The sequence below is a fragment of the Thermoleptolyngbya sp. M55_K2018_002 genome (genome assembly GCF_015295965.1).
Lineage (GTDB): Bacteria > Cyanobacteriota > Cyanobacteriia > Elainellales > Elainellaceae > Thermoleptolyngbya > Thermoleptolyngbya sichuanensis.
In genome coordinates this window covers 1-18,715 of the sequence record NZ_DVEA01000042.1, presented here as the reverse complement: position 1 = coordinate 18,715, position 18,715 = coordinate 1, and the positions used below count along the sequence as shown (strand labels likewise).

Genomic DNA, 18,715 nt, shown 5'->3' with positions numbered 1-18,715 from the left:
CGGCAGCCCAGCCCGCAGCGCCGCCAGCACGGGCGACACGTAAATGCGCGTTGGCGTGAGCAAGACCTCACCGAGCGAGGCATTCCCCAGTTCTGGCAGAGACTCGCCCAGTTCCAGACCGGCCTGTTCCACGATCTTGCGAACCAGGCTGAAGCCGTTGCTATGAATCCCGCTGCTGGGGAGGGCGATCGCCACATCGCCGATTTGCACCTGCGACCCGTCGAGAATCTGGCTCTTTTCTACCAGACCCACGCAAAAGCCCGCCAGGTCGTATTCTCCCGGCAGGTAAAACCCCGGCATCTCCGCCGTTTCGCCGCCCAGCAGCGCACAGCCCGCCTGCTTGCAGCCAGTTGTGATGCCCGCCACCACGGCCGCGAGTTGGTCTTCATCCAGCTTGCCCGTCGCCAGGTAGTCCAGAAAAAACAGCGGTTCCGCGCCGCAGGTCAGCACGTCATTCACGCACATGGCCACCAGATCAATGCCTACGGTGTCATGGCGATCGCACTGGTGCGCCAGCTTCAGCTTTGTACCCACGCCGTCCGTCCCCGACACCAGCACGGGTTCTCGATAGCCCGTCGGCAATTGAAATAGCCCGCTAAATCCGCCAATGCCGCCCATCACCTCTGGGCGATGCGTACTGGCGACCATTTCACTGATCCGCCGCACAAAGGCGCGTCCTGCCTCTACATCTACCCCTGCCTGCCGATAGTCCATGAATTCCCGCGTGTGGAGTGCAAGGGAGTATTTTACAGGGATCGGGGGTCAGGGGGCAGGAGTCGGGAAGCCGACGCGCAAGCCTTCTTCCGGCTATCCCCGCATTCACATCCCTGCATTAACAATACGGCGTGACATCCTCGCCGCAGTCGTCCGCCAGATAAGATAGCGCCCGAAACCGCAGCCCGACCAACTGCTCATACAGCGGATTGAGCTTGCACATGGCGGGAATGTGGACGATCTTGCGGCCAAACAGCACCACGTCGCGCTCGAAGGGGCACTGCGGCGGGATCATTTTGCACAGGAAGCGGGCCAGTCGCGGATCTTGCACTTCCAGCCCGTCTAGCCACTCCTGCATCGGGGCCAGCACGGGGAGATAGTGATCATTGCCCAGGCCAGCGAACCGATCCACCGGGCCGCCCTCGCTCATCTCGGTCAACGTGTGGCGCAGCGAATCCAGCACGGCGGGCTGGAGATTCAGCGCGGTGCAATAGTCCTGAAGCAGGCGGTCTTCGGCGGCAGAGTAGGTGCCATCGGCGATCGCCACCATCACGGCAGTCCGCAAAAAGTTTTCGGCCGTTTTGGGATCGGTTCCCAGACCTTCGGCGACGGCTTCTGGCATGATGTGGGCTGCGCCTTCTAGCTCGGTCTTGGGCGCAAGCTCGAGTTCCGTCAGGTCAGAAATCAGCGCCTTTTCCTGCTCGTCGAAATTGCCGTCAGCCCAGGCCAGGGCGAGCAGGCCGCGCAGCCAGGCCGAGATCTGCTGATTGCTATAGGGGGATGGCACAGCGCCAGTCATACGAAGAGAAAATGGAAGGGAAAGCGTGAGGGTCATGGGGCGAAATCCATCACATCAGCTCCATGCTAGCGGGGCGATCGCCCGTGTAAGGCTGCTCCCTCGATGGGAAATCCCGAACCTGCATGGTGGAAATGACAGACTTGCAATCTGTCGCCTACGTAGCCAATATGATCCATTCCGCACGGCATCACTTTACCAAATTTCGAAAGCCTGGCCCTGATGCCTGTTACGCTGCTTCACTACTCTGCCTCACCAATTAGCACAAACGCGCCCCAGTCGCGGGAACTGGGGTATTGTTGCATCACGGTCAGCATTGCCTGACGCAGCGCTTGGGCCCGGTTGGGATTGTGCTTCAGGTTTTGGTAGAAGGCAGTCATCAGGGCGGCTGTGGAGTCGTCGGGCACGGCCCACAGCGATACGACGACGCTGGATGCACCCGCCGAAATAAAGGAGCGCGACAGCCCAATCACACCATCGCCAGTAATCTTGCCACGCCCCGTATCGCAGGCGCTCAGCACCACCAAATCCGTATTTGGCAGCGACAGCCCCAAGATTTCGTTTGACGTGAGCAGTCCGTCGGAGTCCGCAGTAGGAGCCAGCGCCAGCGCCCCTGGTACGCCCAGTCCGGCCACGTCATCCAGTAGACCATGCGTTGCCAGGTGAATAATGCGGGCGTTGGCCATGCGCTGGGCGATCGCCGTTTCGCTGGCCTGGCTCCCAGTAATTGCCTGCGTGTCGAGGATTTGGGCGATCGCCTGGGCTTCCTGCTCAGCATAGGGCAGGCTGCCGAGGGGCTGCGGCGGCTCCCCAACACTGGGCATGGTGGGGTTGCCCACAATCAGCGGAGAAGCGGAACCACGCCGCTGGTCTTGTCGCGCATGGGTCAGCCCCAAAATCTGAATCGCCGGAGCCGTGCGAATGGTGTGTCGCTCGATCACAAACGAGCCGTCTGCTGCTTGCAGCGTTGCAAACGGGACGAGATAAAGCTGTCCCTGCGGAATGAACACCACCTGTGCTGCTGGGTCGCGGGGTAGCAAATCGGCAATCGGCTCGATCAGCAGTTGATGCAGGGTTTGCAGCTTGCGGCTGAGGCGGCGAGTGGGTGCGGTAGGCGCTGGAACGTCTGTTACTGCCCGATTGTCGCGCAGGTCGCGCAGGTCGTCGCGCAGGTTGTCGCGCAGGTCGCTGCGGGTCTGGGACACCAAGCTAGCAACCTGTACTTCGGTCGGAGTTGCGCCTCGGCCAAGGGCGGCGGCGACGCGAGTTTGCTCGGCCGTGTCCTCAATCGAAAGAGCCGTTTCGGGCAGGGTGGTCTGGCGAAATTGGATGTTGCCATCGGGGCGAATCACCCAAATGCCTAGGCGATTGCGGTCTAGCAGGGTATATTGCACCAGCGTTGCCTCTTGCTGGCGGGCAATCTGGCGAATTTCGGACAGCGAGGGGGGCGGCGTTTGCAGTCGCAGGGCGGCCTGTGCGGAGAGCCGCTGCGCCACTAATTCTAAAAAGGCGCGAGACCGACCCCGTTCGGCAATCAGCAGCGCTTCCTGGGTTTTGCCCAGGTCGATTAGCACTTGCTGAAGCAGGCGATAGGTGGAAGCCTGGGTCTCAAATAGAGAAACCTGGTCGGCATCGCTCAGTCCCGGTCGCAGCGATTCCCAGATATCTACTGCCTCGGTCAGGGCATCGGCTGCTGCTTCTAGGTTGCCCTGAGCGACCAGCGCTTCCCCCAACAGCGAGAGCGCCCGGCCCTGATTGGGGCGATCGCCAATCTCTCGCAAAATCGCCAGTGCCTGCTGATAGCGTGCGATGGCTTCGGCTGGCTTGCCCTCGTCGGTGAGCAACTGACCTAGTTCGCCCAGGGCCTGCCCTTCCCCTGCGCGATCGCCAATCGACCGGGCGATCGCCAGTGCCTGTTCATACTGCTGACGAGCCGCCCGTAGATTGCCCATTGCGGCGTAAGCGCTGCCCAAGACCTGCCGCAGTGCGCTCTCATTGGGACGATCTTCCAGTTGCGTGGTGATTTCAATCGCCGATTGCAGCAGCGGCACGGCCCGGTCGGGTTCTGTGGTGCGGGCGTAGACGGTGCCCAGGCTGCCCAGGGTGTAGGCTTGCAGGCGGCGATCGCCCAGACCTCGCGCCAGCGCCAGCCCGTCTTCTAGCACGGCCACCGCCCGCGACAGGTTGCCCAGGCGGGTATATAGCTGCCCCAATCGCTGCAACACGCCGGCCTGCATGACCCGGTCTTGCCCCTGCTGTGCCAATTCCAGCGTTTTTTGATAGCTCTCTAGAGCGGCCGGATAGTTGCCCTGCTCGGTGTAGGTGTTGCCTAGATTGCCCAGCACATTCGCCTGACCGCGACGGCTGTTTTCTGCCTGGGCAATCGCCAAACTTTGCTGAAAGGCGGCGATCGCCTCGTCGTAGCGCCCCTGCGCCCGATGCACAATGCCCAACTGGTTCAACACGTCATACTCACCCTCGCGATCGCCCATTTGCTGCGCCAGCGGCAGGGCTACCTGAAGACGGGCGATCGCCTCGTCATATTGCCCCAGCCGCGTGTGCAGGAACCCCAAATTAGACAGCGCAAAGCTAATGCCCCGGCGATCGCCCATTTCTTCTGCCACTGCCAGACTTTGCTGAAACAAACGCAGCGCCGCCTGCGGCCGCCCAATTGCCTCCTGAATTGCCGCCAAGTTGCCCAGCACACGCCCCTCGCCTACCCGATTGCCGGCCTGCCGATAGAGCCTCAGCGCCTCCTGCCACAGGTGTTCGGCCGTATCCCATTGGCGACGCTGAAACTGGCTTGCACCCTGTTGCAGCCGTTCATCCGCTTGTACTGTCAAACGGGCCTGAGCAGATGGATGCACTTGGGCCAGCCGGGGCAGCGGCTCCGCAGCAGCACGGGACGGCAGCGCCGCCAGCGGCAACACCAGCAGCAGGCTCAGCCATAGATTTCGGGTTGAGCTAGAGGAGCAGCGTGTAAATAATCGGCTAAATAATCGGCGTGGCATAGGGCAAAGTTTTTGTAGGAAGGGCTGTAGCAGATTACAGCAGTTGAACCTGCTATCCAGCAGGATTCCCAAACTCTGCCCAATGCTCAAAAGCGTCCATGAAGAGGCGTTTGCTGCCGCCTTACCTTTTGCCCTCAACCCACACGGGCACTCGCTTATAGCCCGGTGTGCCACAGCGCTTGTCTGTTTTGGCGTGAAAAATTGCGTTCACTTCGGGATAAAACATCAGCGCCGCACCGGGACGCACCGCACCGAAAATCACTTCCACGCCGTCTAGCTGGCCTGCCTCGCCCTGCACAGTGACTCTCTGGTGTTCCGCAAGCCCAGCGCGGGCCGCATCCAGCGGATTCAGCAAAATGCAGTGGCGATGGGGCATCCCTCGATAGCGATCGCCCTCCTTGTACACCACCGTATTGTGCTGCGAATAGCTGCGGGCCGTGATCAGCGCCAGCACCAGCCCGTTTGCGCCATCGGCCGCGCCAAAGTGACTGGGGTCGGGCAGCGACAGATCGGGCAGCGGTGTCAGCTTCATCTGCGCTTTGCCAGAGGGCGTTTTGAACTGCGGCTGGGTGAGGATGCGCCCTGAAATGGTGAACTCTTCACCGCCGTCGTCCAAAGCAGCAATCTTTTCGTAGCCAGGAATCGTTTTGGCAATCAACTGGCGAACATAGCGCGTATCTTGCAGCTTGCGCCAGTCCACCGGGTCGTCGCCCAGCAGCCGATGCGCCAGTTCCGTGAGAAACGTAATTTCGGCAATCAGGTCTGCCTGCTTCAGATGGGTCTGGCCCGGATCATTCATTCGCACAAAGTTGTTGCCCGATTCCACCGTGGTTTTGTGCGGATTTTCAAAGCGGTTGAAGACCGGAATCACAATCGTATTCGTTTTGGCCAGCCCGTGAAAGTGCCCCGGATTGGGCTTGGTCGCCAGATAAATAATCGTGTCAATGTTGCCGAGGGCGCGTTTTGCCTGGGCGGTGTCGGGGTTTGCGCCGTAGAGGTTGCCGCCCAGAGCCAGCAGCGTGTCTACCTGACCTGCCTCTGCCGCGTCGATTAGGTCGCGAGTATGATAACCCGGTGGCAGGTTGAGCGATCGCCCCAGCAGTTTCTCTAGCGCCTGCTGAATCTCCTGCTTCAGCTTCACCGTCACGCCCATCGAGCCAAAGCCCTGCACGTTGGAATGACCACGAATCGGCATCACGCCTGCGCCGGATTTGCCCAGGTTGCCCGTCATCAGAGCCGTGTTCACAATATTCCACACGTTGTCCACACTGTTTGCGTGGTGCGTAATGCCCATCGCCCAGGCGAATACGACGCGCTTTGCATTGCCGATGATCGCCGCCGCCGCCTCAATCTCCGGCTGAGACACGCCGCATCCCTGCGTAATGGTGTCCCAACTTGTGCTGCGGGCCTGTTCCACCACTGCTTCCCAGCCTTCGGTGTGCGCCTTGAGGAAGTCCCAATTCACCTGATTGCGCTCTAGCAGTGCCTTTTGGATGCCCGTCAGCAGCGTCACATCGCTACCGGGAATCGGTTGCAAATAGTGGGAGGAAATGTCTGAGCCGGGAATGAGAGACTTCAGCGGAAAGGCCGGCGAACCGAACTTGACCAGACCCACTTCCATGATGGGATTGATCACAATTACAGAACCGCCGCGATCGCGCAATTTGATTAGCTCATTCATCAAGCGCGGATGGTTATAGGGCGCATTGGACCCCATTAGCACGACGCAATCTGCCTGCTTCAGTCCTTCTAGGCTGACAGTCGAGGTACTGGTTCCCAACACTTCTTTTAACCCCACGGTGGAAGGGGCGTGACACAGATCGGAACAGTCGGCAAGATTATTTGATCCCAGCGTCCGCAGCAGCAGTTGCAGCAGAAATGCAGCTTCGTTGGAACTGCGCCCCGAACTGTAGGACGCAATCCGTTCCGGTGGCTTTTGGAAGGCAGCAGTGGCGATCGCGTACACCTCATCCCAACTGATGCGCTCATAGTGCGATCGCCCCGCCCTCCGGATCATCGGCACACTCAGCCGCCCCAGCCGATCGGCCGCCATCGAGGACAACTGCTGGAGTTCTGCCACGCTGTGGGTCTCAAAAAACTGCGGCGGCACGGCTGGCATTAGCTCCGCCATGATCGACTCGACGCTTTTCATGCAGCGCTGCATCGACTCGTCTAGCTCGTTGCGAAAACCGCCTTTTTGCCCCCCTGTGCCCCATGCACAAGATAAACAGGCGCTCTTGTGCATTAGCGTTTGCCAAAGCTGCGGCCCTTCGGGTGTCAGCGTTTGCTCTGCCCAATATTGCACCACGGAAAGCCCGCCACCTTGGTCGGGCGTGTCGGCATTGGTCTTGCTGTGGGGCGGCTTGGGCTGGGGAGTTGGAGACATGAGCAGTTGTAAGGAGCGTGATAAAGAATTGCAATGGAACGGGATTTCTAACCCTTAACAAAAGGCTACCGCAGGACTGATTGCAGAGGATGCCTCTACAGAAGGAGGCATCAGAGGGAGGCATCAGAAGGAGTCATCCGTCCTGGCTGAAAAGTTTAGGGCGAACCTTGCTCCAGATGGCTGAAATGCTATCTTGCGGCTACCCCCTGCTGCCATACTCCACCGCTATGCTCCACTGCTATACACTGCTATACAATGTGAAGGAGCAATGTGAAGGGAATGATACAACCCGCAAGGTCTTGTAAGTTCCAATTGTTCACAGGATGGTTAGATAGTTACGAGATTACACACAGGACGAAAAACGATGTCAGTCAAAAAGGGCGATGTGGTGCGCGTGGTGCGCGAAAAGCTGGAAAACAGTCTGGAAGCAGCGGCGAGCGACACGCGCTTTCCGTCCTACATTTTTGAGACCAAAGGCGAAGTGCTGGACGCACGAGGCGACTACCTGCTGGTGCAGTTTGGCCATGTGCCGACACCGAATATGTGGCTGCGGGCCGATCAATTGGAAAAATTTGAGTAGATTCGCAGGATTCGCGGAGGGGATCGCGTACCCTACGCAATAGAACCCCAGCGGAACCGGGCGATTCTCTACGAGACGGCAAGGCCGAACGCACTTCACCAGTCTCGCCCGTGCCGCTCTCTCAGCGAGTCCTACAGCAATGTCTACAACGTCCCACGCGCCCAACGCCTGCACCCCCACCCGTGTTGCCATCATCGGCTCTGGCAACGTTGGCAGTACGCTAGCCCAGCGAATTGCAGAACGAAACCTGGCTAATGTGGTGCTGCTGGATATTGTAGATGGGCGACCCCAGGGCGTGGCGCTGGACTTGCTGGAGGCTCGCGGCATCGAGGGACACGATCGCCAGATTGTGGGCACGACGGATTACGCGATGACGGCGGGTTCCGATGTGGTGGTGATTACCGCTGGGCTGCCCCGTCGCCCTGGCATGAGCCGCGACGACCTGCTGAAGACCAATGCCGCGATCGTGATGGAGGCGGCCCAAAAGGCGATCGCCCAGTCCCCCAACGCTATTTTCATCGTCGTCACAAACCCGCTGGATGTGATGACCTATCTGGCGTGGAAAGCGACCGGGCTGCCGCCAGAGCGGGTCATGGGCATGGCGGGGATTTTAGATTCGGCGCGGTTTCAGACCTTTATTGCATTGGAACTGGGCGTGTCTACTGCCGATGTGAGCGCGATGGTGATGGGCAGTCACGGCGACCTGATGGTTCCCCTGCCGCGCTATTCGACCGTCAACGGCATTCCCATTACTGAATTGCTAGACGCAGACACCATTGCCCGTCTGGTTCACCGCACACGCAACGGCGGCGCAGAAATTGTGGAACTCATGCAAACGGGCGGCGCATACTATGCTCCTGCGTCGTCTACCTGCGTCATGGTAGAAACCATTTTGCTAAACAAATCTCGCCTGCTGCCGATTGCCTCCTATCTGCGGGGCGAATATCGGCTCAGCGATATCTTTATCGGTGTGCCCACACGGCTCGGCTGCGGCGGCGCAGAGAGCGTGCTGGAGCTACAGTTGAGCGACTCGGAACTGAAAGAACTGCACAGTTCAGCAGCGGTGGTGCGCCAAGGCATCGACCGGGCAATGGCCCTGCTTTAGCCGTGCTAATGTTGCAACACGCTAGCGTTGCAACACATTGTCCTGCATTAGGCGGGCGACCATCGCAGCACGAGACGAAACGCCCAGCTTGCCAAAAATGCGGCGTAAATAAGTAGAAACCGTGCAGGGGCTAATTTCGAGCGTGCTGCCGATGGTTTTGTTGGGTAAGCCTTGGGCGATCAGGCGGGCGATCGCCAGTTCTCGCGGGCTAAGGCAAACCGCCTTAGCATCCGTTGGCTTGCGGCGAACAAGATAAAACTCTGTTTCGTCAATCTTCAGTTCAAAGATCACTTCGTTAATGGTTTCTTTTGCGTCCTGAAAGACCTTGATGGGCTTCCAAAATACCGCTGCTTGGCTGAGGACGCGAATCAATACGTCCCGCTCAAGTCGATTCAGATCGAAGGAATCTGAAACGGTTTTATTGCTTTCTTGGGTATTTATCATGTCTATTCTATTGATAAGCCTAGAAAAGAATCTCAGAACTGATGCAGATTCCCTGAAACTCAGCCTCCATCTTTGAGATCAATCGACCTGCATCAAGACACCAAAGTTGCTCAGTGTGAATTGCCCTTTCGGTCGAATAGCTTTTATTTAAGCGATTTCAAAGGGCGATCGCCATTCCCCCATCGGGTACTGACAGAGCCGACCTGACAGAGCCGAAAGTACAAAGCCCAGGGACTCTTTCTGCCGCCATACTTCTAATCTAAAGTTTTGTTCAGAATTGCGTAACGCTTAACCGCATTCAAAATGTCATTCAAATCGATGACATCTATTTCCATGACCCTGCATAGATGTCATCAAAACGTGTGACTGCTCAAGCAATCTTCCTCAAGCTATAGCTAGAGATGAACTGCATTTCGATTGGAGTGATGCAATGTTGGACGGTGAAACTCTGCAACAGGAACTCACGAATGAGTTTGAAAGCGAATTTGAATATGAGCTGCAAAATGAATACGAAGTTCAGCATGAATACGAAGGCGAAGAATTTTTGGGTGGACTCATTGGCGGCGCAATGAACGCCCTTGGACTGGGCGAAGGTGAATACGAAGGTGAATACGAAGGCGAGTACGAAAGTGAGTATGAAAGCGAAGCCTTTTTGAGTACGGTGCGTCGTCTCGCTGGACGGCTCAAACCGATTCTGCCGAAAGTGATTCCTCATGCCACTCGTCTGATCGGCAATGCCATCGGCGGGCCGCAGCTCGGCACAGCGCTGGGGCAGATGATGCGCGAAAGCGAGTACGAATTTGAGTATGAAACGGCTGGACAAATGGAATTTGAAGGGGGGTGGGCAGGAGAATTTGAATCCGCTGCCACACCGCAAACAGAAGCCGTTGCTGAAGCCCTAGCGGGGGCTGCGGCCAAGGCCCAAAACGAAGCCGAGGCTGAGGCGTTCGCGGGGGCGGCCGTCACTCGCGTACTGCCGACCAAAGCGGCTGCGGTGCAAAAGCAGATTCCGACGATTGTCAAAGCCAGCGCCCAACTGACACGGGGGCTACGCCAAAACCCGACGACCCGCCCGCTGGTGCGAATTTTGCCAACGGTGGCGATGCGGACGGGGCAAGTGCTGACCCAGAAAGCCGCGCAGGGTCAGCAGATTACCCGCCCGGTCGTGGCCCAGGTGATGGCCGCCCAGACCCGCAAAGCGCTCAAAAATCCCATGACCGCTGCTCGAATTGTGGCCAATTCTGCCAAAGTCGCGCAGAAAGTGACCCAGCCTGCTCCAGTTGCCCGCAAGAAAGTGCGGGGCTAGTTCTGCTGGAGTCTCGCTTTGTTTCCAACCCAATACCTCAACTAAACATCACTGAAAAAGGAGACCAAGACTCATGTATCAGTACGAATTTGAAACCCTGGATCGGGAACTGGAATCGGAATTTGAATCGGCTGTGCTGGGTGAAAGCGATCGCGCATACGAGTACGAATATGAAAGCGAAGAGTTTCTGCCCCTGCTGGCTCCCATTCTCAAGGCGGCTGCACCAATGGCGATTCAGGCGATCGGTGGGCTGTTCCGTCGTCGCCGTCGCCGTGGACAGCGCGAATTTGAGATGGAGTATGAAACACCCCTGAACGAGTTTGAACTGGAAGGCGAATACGAAGGCGATCCGTTTATCGGCAACCTGCTGCGAGGATTGGGCAGCGCCTTTGGGGGTGATGGGGAGTTTGAGTATGAGTTTGAGCAGCATCCGGAAGCGCTGCCCGAATTTGAAACCGCGCCAGCTAGCGAGTATGAGGTGATGGCTGAACACCTGGCCCACATGGCGGCAAATAGCCAGAGCGAGGCCGAAGCCGAAGCCTTCATTGGCGCATTGATTCCGATGGTGGCGCGGGGCATCAGCGCAGCTGCACCCGTCATCTCTCGTGTGGTTCCCCAGGTCATCCGGCCGCTGGCTCAGGCGGGTCGGGCGCTGCTCCAGAATCCTCAAACCCGCCCGCTGGTTCGCACCTTCCCCACGATCGCCCGCAGCAGCCTGGCAACCCTGGCGCAGCGTGTGGCCAAAGGGCAGCCCGTAAACGCTCGCGTGGCAGCGCGGACGGTGGCTGGCAACGTGGCGCAGGTGTTGGGTAATCCGCGCCGGGCCTCTGCTGTGATGAAGCGATCGCGCCAGATTCACAGTTGGCAGTGCAACTGCAACGCACGCAAGCGGTCACGTCTATAAACAGTCCTTGAGTCCATCCAGTTACGTCAAACGCAGCAGGTCGGAATGCAACCGGGAGTTGTGGCATGAATGGGTTTACGAACGGATCAAAGAACGGGATAGACCCGTATCGGGCAACGCGGCTAGCGCTTGCCGAGCTATATCAGGAAACCATGCCTGAGCCTCAGGCGATCGCTCGCTTTGTGGAGCCGCCCAACCTCGACCCCTGGCTGCGGGCGCAGGCTGTCAATGTGGCACGCCATGTAGAGGCGCTGCGCCCCTTCCGGCAGGGTGAGTTTGGCGCTGATGCGGCTAGCCCCAGCGATGCCCATATCGACGCGGTGAATCAGCTCATTGCTCGATTGCGATCGCACCTCCAGGGTGTGTCCAAAACCGTGTCTGGCAGCGCTCAGGCGGCGATCGCCCAGCCCGCAACGGCGCAGTTGCAGCAGATGATCGCCCGCAAAGATCAGGCTCATGATCTGGTGCGGAAGATCGAGCAAATCTGGGACTTTTACTTTGAGCTGTTTGGGCAGCGGCAGAGCCAGTTTGCGCCGTGGCTGTTGGGGTGCGATCGCATCGCTCTTGACTGCTATCAGGACGTGTACATGGGCCTGGGCAAGGCGAAGTCGATCCCGGCTCCGCCGCCCTTCTCCTACGTCAAAACGGGGTTTTCGCCTGCCACCTTCCGGCGCGGCATCCCGCTTACCAAGCTGAGCCAGCAGTTGAATCCGTTTCCGCTAATCCAACTACCCTATCATCGCCTGGTGAATCCTTGGACGCTGGGGGCGATTTTGCACGAAGTCGCCCACAACTTGCAAACCGATCTGGGCCTGCGGCAAACCCTGCCCAAGGCGATCGCCCATCGGTTGCTGAAGGCGGGGTTATCCCCGGATGTCGCAGCCGTGTGGACAAAATGGCACAGTGAAACCTTCGCGGATATGTCGGGGCTGCTGCTGGGCGGCCCCTACATCGTCGCCTCGCTGATGGACATTGCCTCGCGATCGCCCCAAAGTACCCTCTTCTTTCACCCCGGCGCGCCCCATCCCACACCCTACCTGCGCGTGTTTATCAGCACGGAGCTATTGCGGCGGATGGGCTTTCCGCAAATGGCGGACGACTACAACCGCATCTGGAAGCGCCTGTATCCCAATCCCCACGCGGGCACGATTCCGCCGGCCGTGCTGCAAACCTTCGACCGGGCCCACAAGCTCGTCGTCGATACGATTTGCTACACGCCCTATGCCGAACTGGGCGGGCGATCGCTGGCAGAGGTCACCGGCTTCAAACCGCACCACCAGCAAATCATCGAAGAAGCGGGGCAGCGACTGGCCAAGGGCAACGATCCGGGCATCGTCCCCGAACGCTTCCTAATCTGTGCCAGCCGCCACGCGCTGGATCGGCGGCTCGCCGCACCGGGCGTTATTACTGAAAACTTCTATAAAGCTTTAGCAAGGAGATAGCGCAGCATGAAACGAGACAGGTACACGCTTCGCGGGCGTGTGGTCAAAAACCAAAGCCAACCCGAAGCTGGCATCCGCGTAGAACTTCACGACAAAGACCGACAATATGATGACCTGATCGGCGTTTCCCGGACGGATACCCAGGGCTACTTTGAAATCTCCTTTACCAAGGAAGACTTTCGCCAAGATCCTGGAGAAACGGAACTAACACCCGATGTGTATTTCAAACTCTTTCGGGATAGCGAATTTTTGGGAGAAACAGAGATTCAGCCCAGTTTTCCCCTAGAACCGTTTTCTAAGGCTGATCCGAACAAGCCCGATGATAAAGATTATGGACAAGTTCCTGCCCTCTATACTGTCAAGCGAGACAGACAAGCAACGGACTACTACACACTAGAACTGCTGGTGCTGGAGGTGCCGAGTCCTGAGCAATCCAAACGTCCGCCCGCTCAGCCTTCCAAAGACAAACCCGGCCAGTTGCAGGTGGTGGACGTACTGCCCAGCCTAGATCAAATCCACCGGACGGGCAGAATGGCATCCGTTTCGGCGGCGACCAACGCTGGCGGCGACCTGCAAGGCATTGTGGAAAGCGCCCTAGGCGGCATTTTGGGCCACATCCAGCGCACGGACAACCCCAAAACTCTGGTAGACACGCTGACGCAGACCTTCACCGCTCGTCAGGTAGACGGACGCACCGTGTATGACTGGAATCCGCAATCCGTCAGCGTCCGCGCCTCCGACCTGGGGGGCGGCATCACCGGGGCACAGGCCAGCCTCTATCACCGGGCAAAAACGGCGATTCAGGACGGTATTCGATTGCTAAATGCCCTCACACCGCTGAAGCCCTCTGCCGACCGCGAAAACATGGAAGCCACCCGCTCCATTATCCGCACCGAGATGCAGGAGCTTTTGGCAGAACTGGGCGCACGCGGCGGTCCGCGAATCTTGCGGGTGGATAACTTGTTCCAACTGTTGCTGGGTGAAGACCTGGACAGCGGCAATCAGCGCCCAGACGGACAGCTCAAGAAACTGGCGGAATATTTCGGGCTGGTGCGCGGACAAATCAACACGGTCGAAGAGGAGCAAAACTATAGCAACTTCCTGACGCTGAAAGACTATTTGCAATCGCTGCGGCGGAGTTGGGTGGACTACAAGCGGACTCAGCATTCCAGTGCTGGAGCCTACATTGGCACACAGCTCGTGCGGCTGTCGCAGGCGCTGGCGGTGGTGGCTGAGTCGGTGCAGGAGGTCTACCGGATTATGGAGCTATTCTTCCTGGGGCCAGAGGAGCGGCTGTCGGTTTACATCGACTTCACTCGTGCTGAAGCCGATGAAGAAGAGATAGAGATTCCCTACGGTTCTCCTCGCCCTGCATTTCCGCTGCCGGATGGCACTGGATACCCACTTGCGGAAACGGCTAAGTTGGGAGACTCAATGAGCGTAGAGGGGCTGCTGAACTGGGTCTGGCGCTTTGCCAGTGAGGAAGGGCCGATGTTGGCAAAATCGGGCGGCAAGCTGGGCATTCGGGTAATTTCCGAAACGAGCGATCGCCTCATGGTGCTGACCCAAGCGACCACCTACGCGCCCATCCCCAACGCCGCATTCCGCCGCGAAGGGGTGATTCGGGCGCTGCGCGACCTGGCTTATCAGCTTTATCAGGTGCGCCAACTGGCGGAGCAAGTAACATTGCCCTCTGGCGACACGCCCGACGATCTCGATTGATCTCCGATGACAGCAAACGCAATGGTGAATCGCTCGGTAAGAATGAATCGCCAACCAAGTCGATAGCGACAGCCAAGCTCTGCAAAATCTGGGCTGGCAAAACGCAATCCTTAACCCACTAACCCCTGACTAAGCCCTTGTTCGAGGAGAAATTCCCATGACCACCACCGGAGAAAACCAAAGTTTACTCGACCGCATTGCCGCGCTAAAAGAAACGCTCGTCGATCAGCTCGGGCCGCAGCTCATTCAAAATCCCCAGCTTGCGGACGCGCTGACCCAGCGCATCGAAGATATGTTAGCGCAGGCGATCGCCGCCAATGCTGCGGCCCCCGTGCCTGCCGACGGCGGTCTGGCTGACCTGATCGGCATTGGGAAGGATGCGGCTAAAGGCATCGACGAAACCCGCCTGCCCCAGGGCGTGGAAGACTACGATGAGCAGGTGGCGAGCGATCGCATCTTATCTGTCGCCGATCTTTACTATCTTTATCAGATGGAAACCGTCGGCATCTTTCGCGCCATCCGCAAGCTGCAAGAACTGTTTGACGCGGGCGCAGTGCGCCTTTCGACGGGCGAAGGAGCCTACGGGCTGTATCGGTTTGACCGTCGCAGCATCCTCCGCTACGCCGAACGCAACCGAATGCAGACCTACCGCCGCGTGTTTGGCTACACCACCACGCCGCCCATGCCCAGCGCCAAGCCAAACGCCCAATTCCACGGCATGTTCACGCAGTTCATCAACAGCGTCGCCGCCTTCTGGCGCGACAAGCGGATTTCCGACGTGATCCGCGAACGCGCCTACGATCCTAGCTTTGGCAGCATCGCCACCGTGCGTCGTGCTGGGTTGGATCTGCGAAATAACTTAAAGTGGAATTCTTACGGACACGTTAACGTATTTCGCATTGAGACGCTGCAACTGCTGGACGAAGCCTTCCGCATTCTGGGAGCCGAGGACGTTCGCAAGCTGTTTGGCGCAGACAACGCCTGGGACGTGGCCGAAGAAGTGATGCTGCGCTACTTCAACAAGCAGGTCAACGCTTCGCAGCGCCACCGCATGGCAACTTCTGGGCGATCAGTCATTCGCTGGCTGGCGCAAAAGTATATCCTCAACAGCTCGCGGGCCGAGTTTGAAGCCCTGCTGCGGGAAATCGCCGACGTGTCCGAAGAATGGCTGACCAGTGCCGAGGTGCTGGGCATTGCGTTTCGCGGGCACACCCAGCGCGTTGTCCCCATCAACGCCAGCCGCAACGGCAACGTCGCGCCACTCAGGGCAGGGCAAGGTTAGAGGGCGATCGCCCCTGTCGTGCGCCGCTTCGATCGGGCTGGAGATTCGATTTTGGATTTTAGATTTTGGATTGTGGATTGAAACAGACTGAGCGATCGCAATCCAAAATCGCCGATCCAAAATGCCCAGCCAAAATCGCCAACCTAAAATCCAAAATCAACACTATTCCCCTTCGATCACTATGAACTCGTTTTCAACTAAAGCGCTCCAGAACGGCTCGGCCGCTCCGGAGTTTGAAGATGAATTTGGCCGTCGGGGGCAAGCCGGACGCAGCATCGCTCAGCGGTTTGCCGCCCATCTCAAGCGTCACGGCTTTTTGCCCACCGTTCATTTTACCCAGCGCTTTTTGCAACGGCTTGCCTCCAAAGGCGTGCGGTTCGATCCGCGCACGTTTGTCCGCGAGTTTCGCACCGCCAAACATTACCGTCAAACCCGTCCTGGCTACAACACGCGCCTGGCAGTGGTGCGGGGTGTGCCCATCGTCTATCGGCCCGGCGGCGAGAACGGTAATCGAATCGTGCTAGTGACAACGCTGAATCAGGGGGCCGCTTTGCCACCCGTCACGCGCACCTCTCCGCCTAAGCAGCGCGAAGCAGAATGGGAGCTAGAATCTGAATTTGAATGGGAGTTTGAATGGGAATCTGAACCTAAACTTGAACAGATCTCTGAATCCACTGCACCACGCTCCTTTGATGCGCGGGTTCAGCAGCAGTATCTAGAAACGCTGCAAGAAATGGCCGCCGAACGCGAAGCTGATCCGTTTGTGGTAGAAGACATCAAGCGCCGCATTCCGCCAGGACACGAAACTCTGAATCGGGAGGCTGCCAAGGGGCTACCCATTACTCCTGCTGAACTGAGCGCGATGAATCGGGGTGTGCGCCGAGTGGATGTTGAAAAAATCACAAACCACTTCAAGCCATCGCAACAGCGCCGCCACATGCTGCGCCGCCACAAGTGCCAGCCGCTAGAGGAAACCCTCGCCGAAGCGCGGCAGCAGTTTGTCGCCATCTATCAGCGGATCATAACTGCTCCCACCCGCGAGGCTGCCTTTGAGTGGCTGGGTGAGGCGCTGCACCTGATCCAGGATTCCTATTCTCCGGCCCATACAGAGCGCGAGAACGGCGGCGCGGGAGCCATTCGGTTTATCCGCTATTTTGGACTGGGGGGGTTATCTTATCCGCATGAGCATCGGGTCATGCCGATGCGTCAGCCCAACGGACGAGTTTTCTTCGGCGATCCGCGTGACTATATCGACCTGAGCAGCACGCCGACCCGTGCGGCGATCGCCGCCAGTCGCCGCTTTATCCAACTGGTGCTGCGACATCTGCAAGCAGGCGTGAGTTCATCGACCCGGCAGGCAGAGTTGAAACAGTTTATGGATTCGGTGCTGGTGCTGAGTCCCCGCCGCACGCCCACCAAGTCCCTCTATCCCAGATGCCCGTGAGTCTAGAGCAATTCGGCAAGGTAGGACGGCGTTAGCTCTCGAACCGTGGTTATCACGCGGGCTGCGCCTGCGGTGTGGAGCTTGTCGGCATAGGCGGCGGCGTAGTCAGCAGGGGATTGGGCGTGGGGCGGCAGCACGCCAATGCCAATCCAGGGGCGATCGCCCGCCACAGCCTTCGCCGCCGTCACCGTCTGCATATCCGCCACCGTATCGCCCACGTACACCACTGGCAGCAGGTTAGATAACCCAAACCGAGCCTCGATTTGCGCCACCGTTTGCAGCAACCCCGTCGGGTCGGGCTTGCCGGGGGCATCTTCCATCGCAATTAAAATCGGATCGTGCAGTCCCAAGCGGCGCTGCAAAACGTAGGTCGCCGATCCCCGCGTCGCCCCGCTAAAAAATCCCCAGGGAATCGCGCTGGTTTGCAGTTCAAGCAAGTGGGCCGCATCGACCAGCAGTGGCTCTTGGGTGATGTAGCCATCCCACCGATCGGGATCGTCTAGAATGGCTCCGCGATAGCGCCGCTGAAAGAAATCCACCACTTTTTCGTAGGACAAATCAAGCTGCGATCGCTCGCTTCCCTGCCGTTCGTAGTAGCGGTAGATTAGCTCTTGAGACGCTTCCCAGTCGTTGTTCCACAGTCCTTCGGCTTTGAGCTGGTCGATCTCTGCTTGGGAGGGACGGAAATGACCGTTGGTAAAGGCTTCTACGGTGTCTGCTAGGGCGCGGCGGTAGGAATTGCCCACGTCGCGGATTACGCCGTCGATATCAAACACCAGAATGGCGATCGCCTGCTGCATAAGGGGAGATTGTCTTGAAAAGAATCTGCAAAAATAAAATTGACTTAGAACATTGACTCGACAAACTCGACAAGCTGCCTAAAAAGATTGGCGCTTATGCTAGTTCGTCACTTACTATAGAGGATTGTAGAGTTTTTGAAGGCAGCCCGGACTGTCCTGGAGGTGCGATTGTCGAAGTTCATTCTCAAGGTTCTCTGGCTAGATAACAACGTGGCTCTGGCGGTGGATCAAGTCGTCGGAAAGGGAACCAGCCCACTTACGTCCTATTTCTTTTGGCCCCGCAATGATGCGTGGGAACAGCTTAAGACTGAGCTAGAAGCGAAGCACTGGATCGCTGAAGCCGACCGGGTGGAACTGCTCAACAAAGCCACGGAAGTCATCAACTACTGGCAAGAAGAGGGCAAGAAAAAGTCCATGGCCGAGGCGCAAAGCAAATTTCCAGAAGTTGCCTTTACGGGCAGCGCCTGAGCATCCACCGTTATTTCAAAAACGACAGGAGTTACGCACTTGCGATAAGCTCTTTATGTTGTGGACAACTTCTCGCGGGCAGCGCCCGCGAGAAGTTGTCTAACTGCGTAAGTCCTAAACGATTTGAGTATCGTAGGGTGCTGTTGGACATAGCCGTAGCGCACTGCCTCTCAAGGCTTTGGTGCATGATGCTAGCGCCAACACATCCTGCAAGTGATGGTGTTCGTTTGTTGAACCTCTGACTTCTCTGGGAGCTAGAGGTCTAAGTTTTTATCAGAATTCGCGGCGGGGCGTGCGGCGCTTGGGCGGGC

Annotated in this window: 15 protein-coding genes; 9 read left to right on the top strand and 6 right to left on the bottom strand. The window is 58.2% G+C overall.

From position 1 onward, the window contains the following. From purM to IGS51_RS01875, 4 genes are all read right to left on the bottom strand, one after another. Positions 1 to 714 (bottom strand): phosphoribosylformylglycinamidine cyclo-ligase (purM, locus tag IGS51_RS01890; RefSeq protein ID WP_297075230.1); only part of this gene is annotated, 714 nt, incomplete at its 3' end. Positions 715 to 832: 118 nt separating this feature from the next. Further along, positions 833 to 1,513 carry a Mo-dependent nitrogenase C-terminal domain-containing protein gene (locus tag IGS51_RS01885; protein ID WP_297075229.1) on the bottom strand — a complete coding sequence of 227 codons (681 nt, stop codon included), beginning with the start codon at positions 1,511 to 1,513 and terminating at the stop codon, positions 833 to 835. A gap of 239 nt (positions 1,514 to 1,752) precedes the next feature. Then, positions 1,753 to 4,521 carry a CHAT domain-containing protein gene (locus IGS51_RS01880; RefSeq protein WP_297075227.1) on the bottom strand — a complete coding sequence of 923 codons (2,769 nt, stop codon included), beginning with the start codon at positions 4,519 to 4,521 and terminating at the stop codon, positions 1,753 to 1,755. Positions 4,522 to 4,642: 121 nt separating this feature from the next. Next, on the bottom strand, positions 4,643 to 6,907 hold the full coding sequence (locus IGS51_RS01875) for an FdhF/YdeP family oxidoreductase (protein ID WP_297075225.1): 2,265 nt from the start codon (positions 6,905 to 6,907) through the stop codon (positions 4,643 to 4,645). Between the two features lie 364 nt (positions 6,908 to 7,271). Here IGS51_RS01875 and IGS51_RS01870 point away from each other — a divergent pair, with 364 nt between their 5' ends. Together IGS51_RS01870 and mdh are read left to right on the top strand one after the other, a co-directional pair. Next, positions 7,272 to 7,487, top strand: coding sequence for an NAD(P)H-quinone oxidoreductase subunit O (locus IGS51_RS01870; protein WP_172355681.1), 216 nt, complete (start codon positions 7,272 to 7,274; stop codon positions 7,485 to 7,487). Between the two features lie 139 nt (positions 7,488 to 7,626). Then, entirely contained in the window at positions 7,627 to 8,592 is a 966-nt protein-coding gene (gene mdh / locus IGS51_RS01865; RefSeq protein ID WP_297075223.1) for a malate dehydrogenase, read from the top strand. A gap of 21 nt (positions 8,593 to 8,613) precedes the next feature. On the opposite strand, the gene IGS51_RS01860 is transcribed toward mdh, so the two are convergent. Next, on the bottom strand, positions 8,614 to 9,036 hold the full coding sequence (locus IGS51_RS01860) for a response regulator transcription factor (protein ID WP_297075222.1): 423 nt from the start codon (positions 9,034 to 9,036) through the stop codon (positions 8,614 to 8,616). Positions 9,037 to 9,466: 430 nt separating this feature from the next. On the opposite strand from IGS51_RS01860, the gene IGS51_RS01855 reads away from it, so the two are divergent. The 6 genes from IGS51_RS01855 to IGS51_RS01830 all read left to right on the top strand — a co-directional run bounded on the left by IGS51_RS01855 (position 9,467) and on the right by IGS51_RS01830 (position 17,136). Continuing rightward, positions 9,467 to 10,342 carry a hypothetical protein gene (locus IGS51_RS01855; RefSeq protein ID WP_297075220.1) on the top strand — a complete coding sequence of 292 codons (876 nt, stop codon included), beginning with the start codon at positions 9,467 to 9,469 and terminating at the stop codon, positions 10,340 to 10,342. 73 nt (positions 10,343 to 10,415) lie between these two features. Next, positions 10,416 to 11,246 carry a hypothetical protein gene (locus IGS51_RS01850; RefSeq protein WP_297075218.1) on the top strand — a complete coding sequence of 277 codons (831 nt, stop codon included), beginning with the start codon at positions 10,416 to 10,418 and terminating at the stop codon, positions 11,244 to 11,246. A 65-nt stretch (positions 11,247 to 11,311) separates the two neighbouring features. Beyond that, entirely contained in the window at positions 11,312 to 12,688 is a 1,377-nt protein-coding gene (locus IGS51_RS01845; RefSeq protein WP_297075216.1) for a hypothetical protein, read from the top strand. Between the two features lie 6 nt (positions 12,689 to 12,694). Further along, positions 12,695 to 14,410, top strand: coding sequence for a hypothetical protein (locus IGS51_RS01840; protein WP_297075214.1), 1,716 nt, complete (start codon positions 12,695 to 12,697; stop codon positions 14,408 to 14,410). A gap of 157 nt (positions 14,411 to 14,567) precedes the next feature. After that, positions 14,568 to 15,692, top strand: coding sequence for a hypothetical protein (locus tag IGS51_RS01835; RefSeq protein WP_297075212.1), 1,125 nt, complete (start codon positions 14,568 to 14,570; stop codon positions 15,690 to 15,692). Positions 15,693 to 15,873: 181 nt separating this feature from the next. Next, positions 15,874 to 17,136, top strand: coding sequence for a hypothetical protein (locus IGS51_RS01830; RefSeq protein ID WP_297075210.1), 1,263 nt, complete (start codon positions 15,874 to 15,876; stop codon positions 17,134 to 17,136). Positions 17,137 to 17,138: 2 nt separating this feature from the next. Here IGS51_RS01830 and IGS51_RS01825 read toward each other — a convergent pair whose 3' ends face one another. Further along, positions 17,139 to 17,936, bottom strand: coding sequence for a TIGR01548 family HAD-type hydrolase (locus IGS51_RS01825; RefSeq protein ID WP_297075208.1), 798 nt, complete (start codon positions 17,934 to 17,936; stop codon positions 17,139 to 17,141). 162 nt (positions 17,937 to 18,098) lie between these two features. Here IGS51_RS01825 and IGS51_RS01820 point away from each other — a divergent pair, with 162 nt between their 5' ends. Next, positions 18,099 to 18,404 carry a 30S ribosomal protein PSRP-3 gene (locus IGS51_RS01820; RefSeq protein WP_367185824.1) on the top strand — a complete coding sequence of 102 codons (306 nt, stop codon included), beginning with the start codon at positions 18,099 to 18,101 and terminating at the stop codon, positions 18,402 to 18,404. Positions 18,405 to 18,715 lie beyond the last annotated feature (311 nt).

Excerpts from the sequence above, each read along its gene's own strand:
- IGS51_RS01885 (WP_297075229.1), bottom strand. The coding sequence starts at position 1,513 with ATGACTGGCGCTGTGCCATCCCCCTATAGCAATCAGCAGATCTCGGCC.
- IGS51_RS01880 (WP_297075227.1), bottom strand. The coding sequence starts at position 4,521 with ATGCCACGCCGATTATTTAGCCGATTATTTACACGCTGCTCCTCTAGC.
- IGS51_RS01875 (WP_297075225.1), bottom strand. The coding sequence starts at position 6,907 with ATGTCTCCAACTCCCCAGCCCAAGCCGCCCCACAGCAAGACCAATGCC.
- IGS51_RS01870 (WP_172355681.1), top strand. The coding sequence starts at position 7,272 with ATGTCAGTCAAAAAGGGCGATGTGGTGCGCGTGGTGCGCGAAAAGCTG.
- mdh (WP_297075223.1), top strand. The coding sequence starts at position 7,627 with ATGTCTACAACGTCCCACGCGCCCAACGCCTGCACCCCCACCCGTGTT.
- IGS51_RS01860 (WP_297075222.1), bottom strand. The coding sequence starts at position 9,036 with ATGATAAATACCCAAGAAAGCAATAAAACCGTTTCAGATTCCTTCGAT.
- IGS51_RS01855 (WP_297075220.1), top strand. The coding sequence starts at position 9,467 with ATGTTGGACGGTGAAACTCTGCAACAGGAACTCACGAATGAGTTTGAA.
- IGS51_RS01850 (WP_297075218.1), top strand. The coding sequence starts at position 10,416 with ATGTATCAGTACGAATTTGAAACCCTGGATCGGGAACTGGAATCGGAA.
- IGS51_RS01845 (WP_297075216.1), top strand. The coding sequence starts at position 11,312 with ATGAATGGGTTTACGAACGGATCAAAGAACGGGATAGACCCGTATCGG.
- IGS51_RS01840 (WP_297075214.1), top strand. The coding sequence starts at position 12,695 with ATGAAACGAGACAGGTACACGCTTCGCGGGCGTGTGGTCAAAAACCAA.
- IGS51_RS01835 (WP_297075212.1), top strand. The coding sequence starts at position 14,568 with ATGACCACCACCGGAGAAAACCAAAGTTTACTCGACCGCATTGCCGCG.
- IGS51_RS01830 (WP_297075210.1), top strand. The coding sequence starts at position 15,874 with ATGAACTCGTTTTCAACTAAAGCGCTCCAGAACGGCTCGGCCGCTCCG.
- IGS51_RS01825 (WP_297075208.1), bottom strand. The coding sequence starts at position 17,936 with ATGCAGCAGGCGATCGCCATTCTGGTGTTTGATATCGACGGCGTAATC.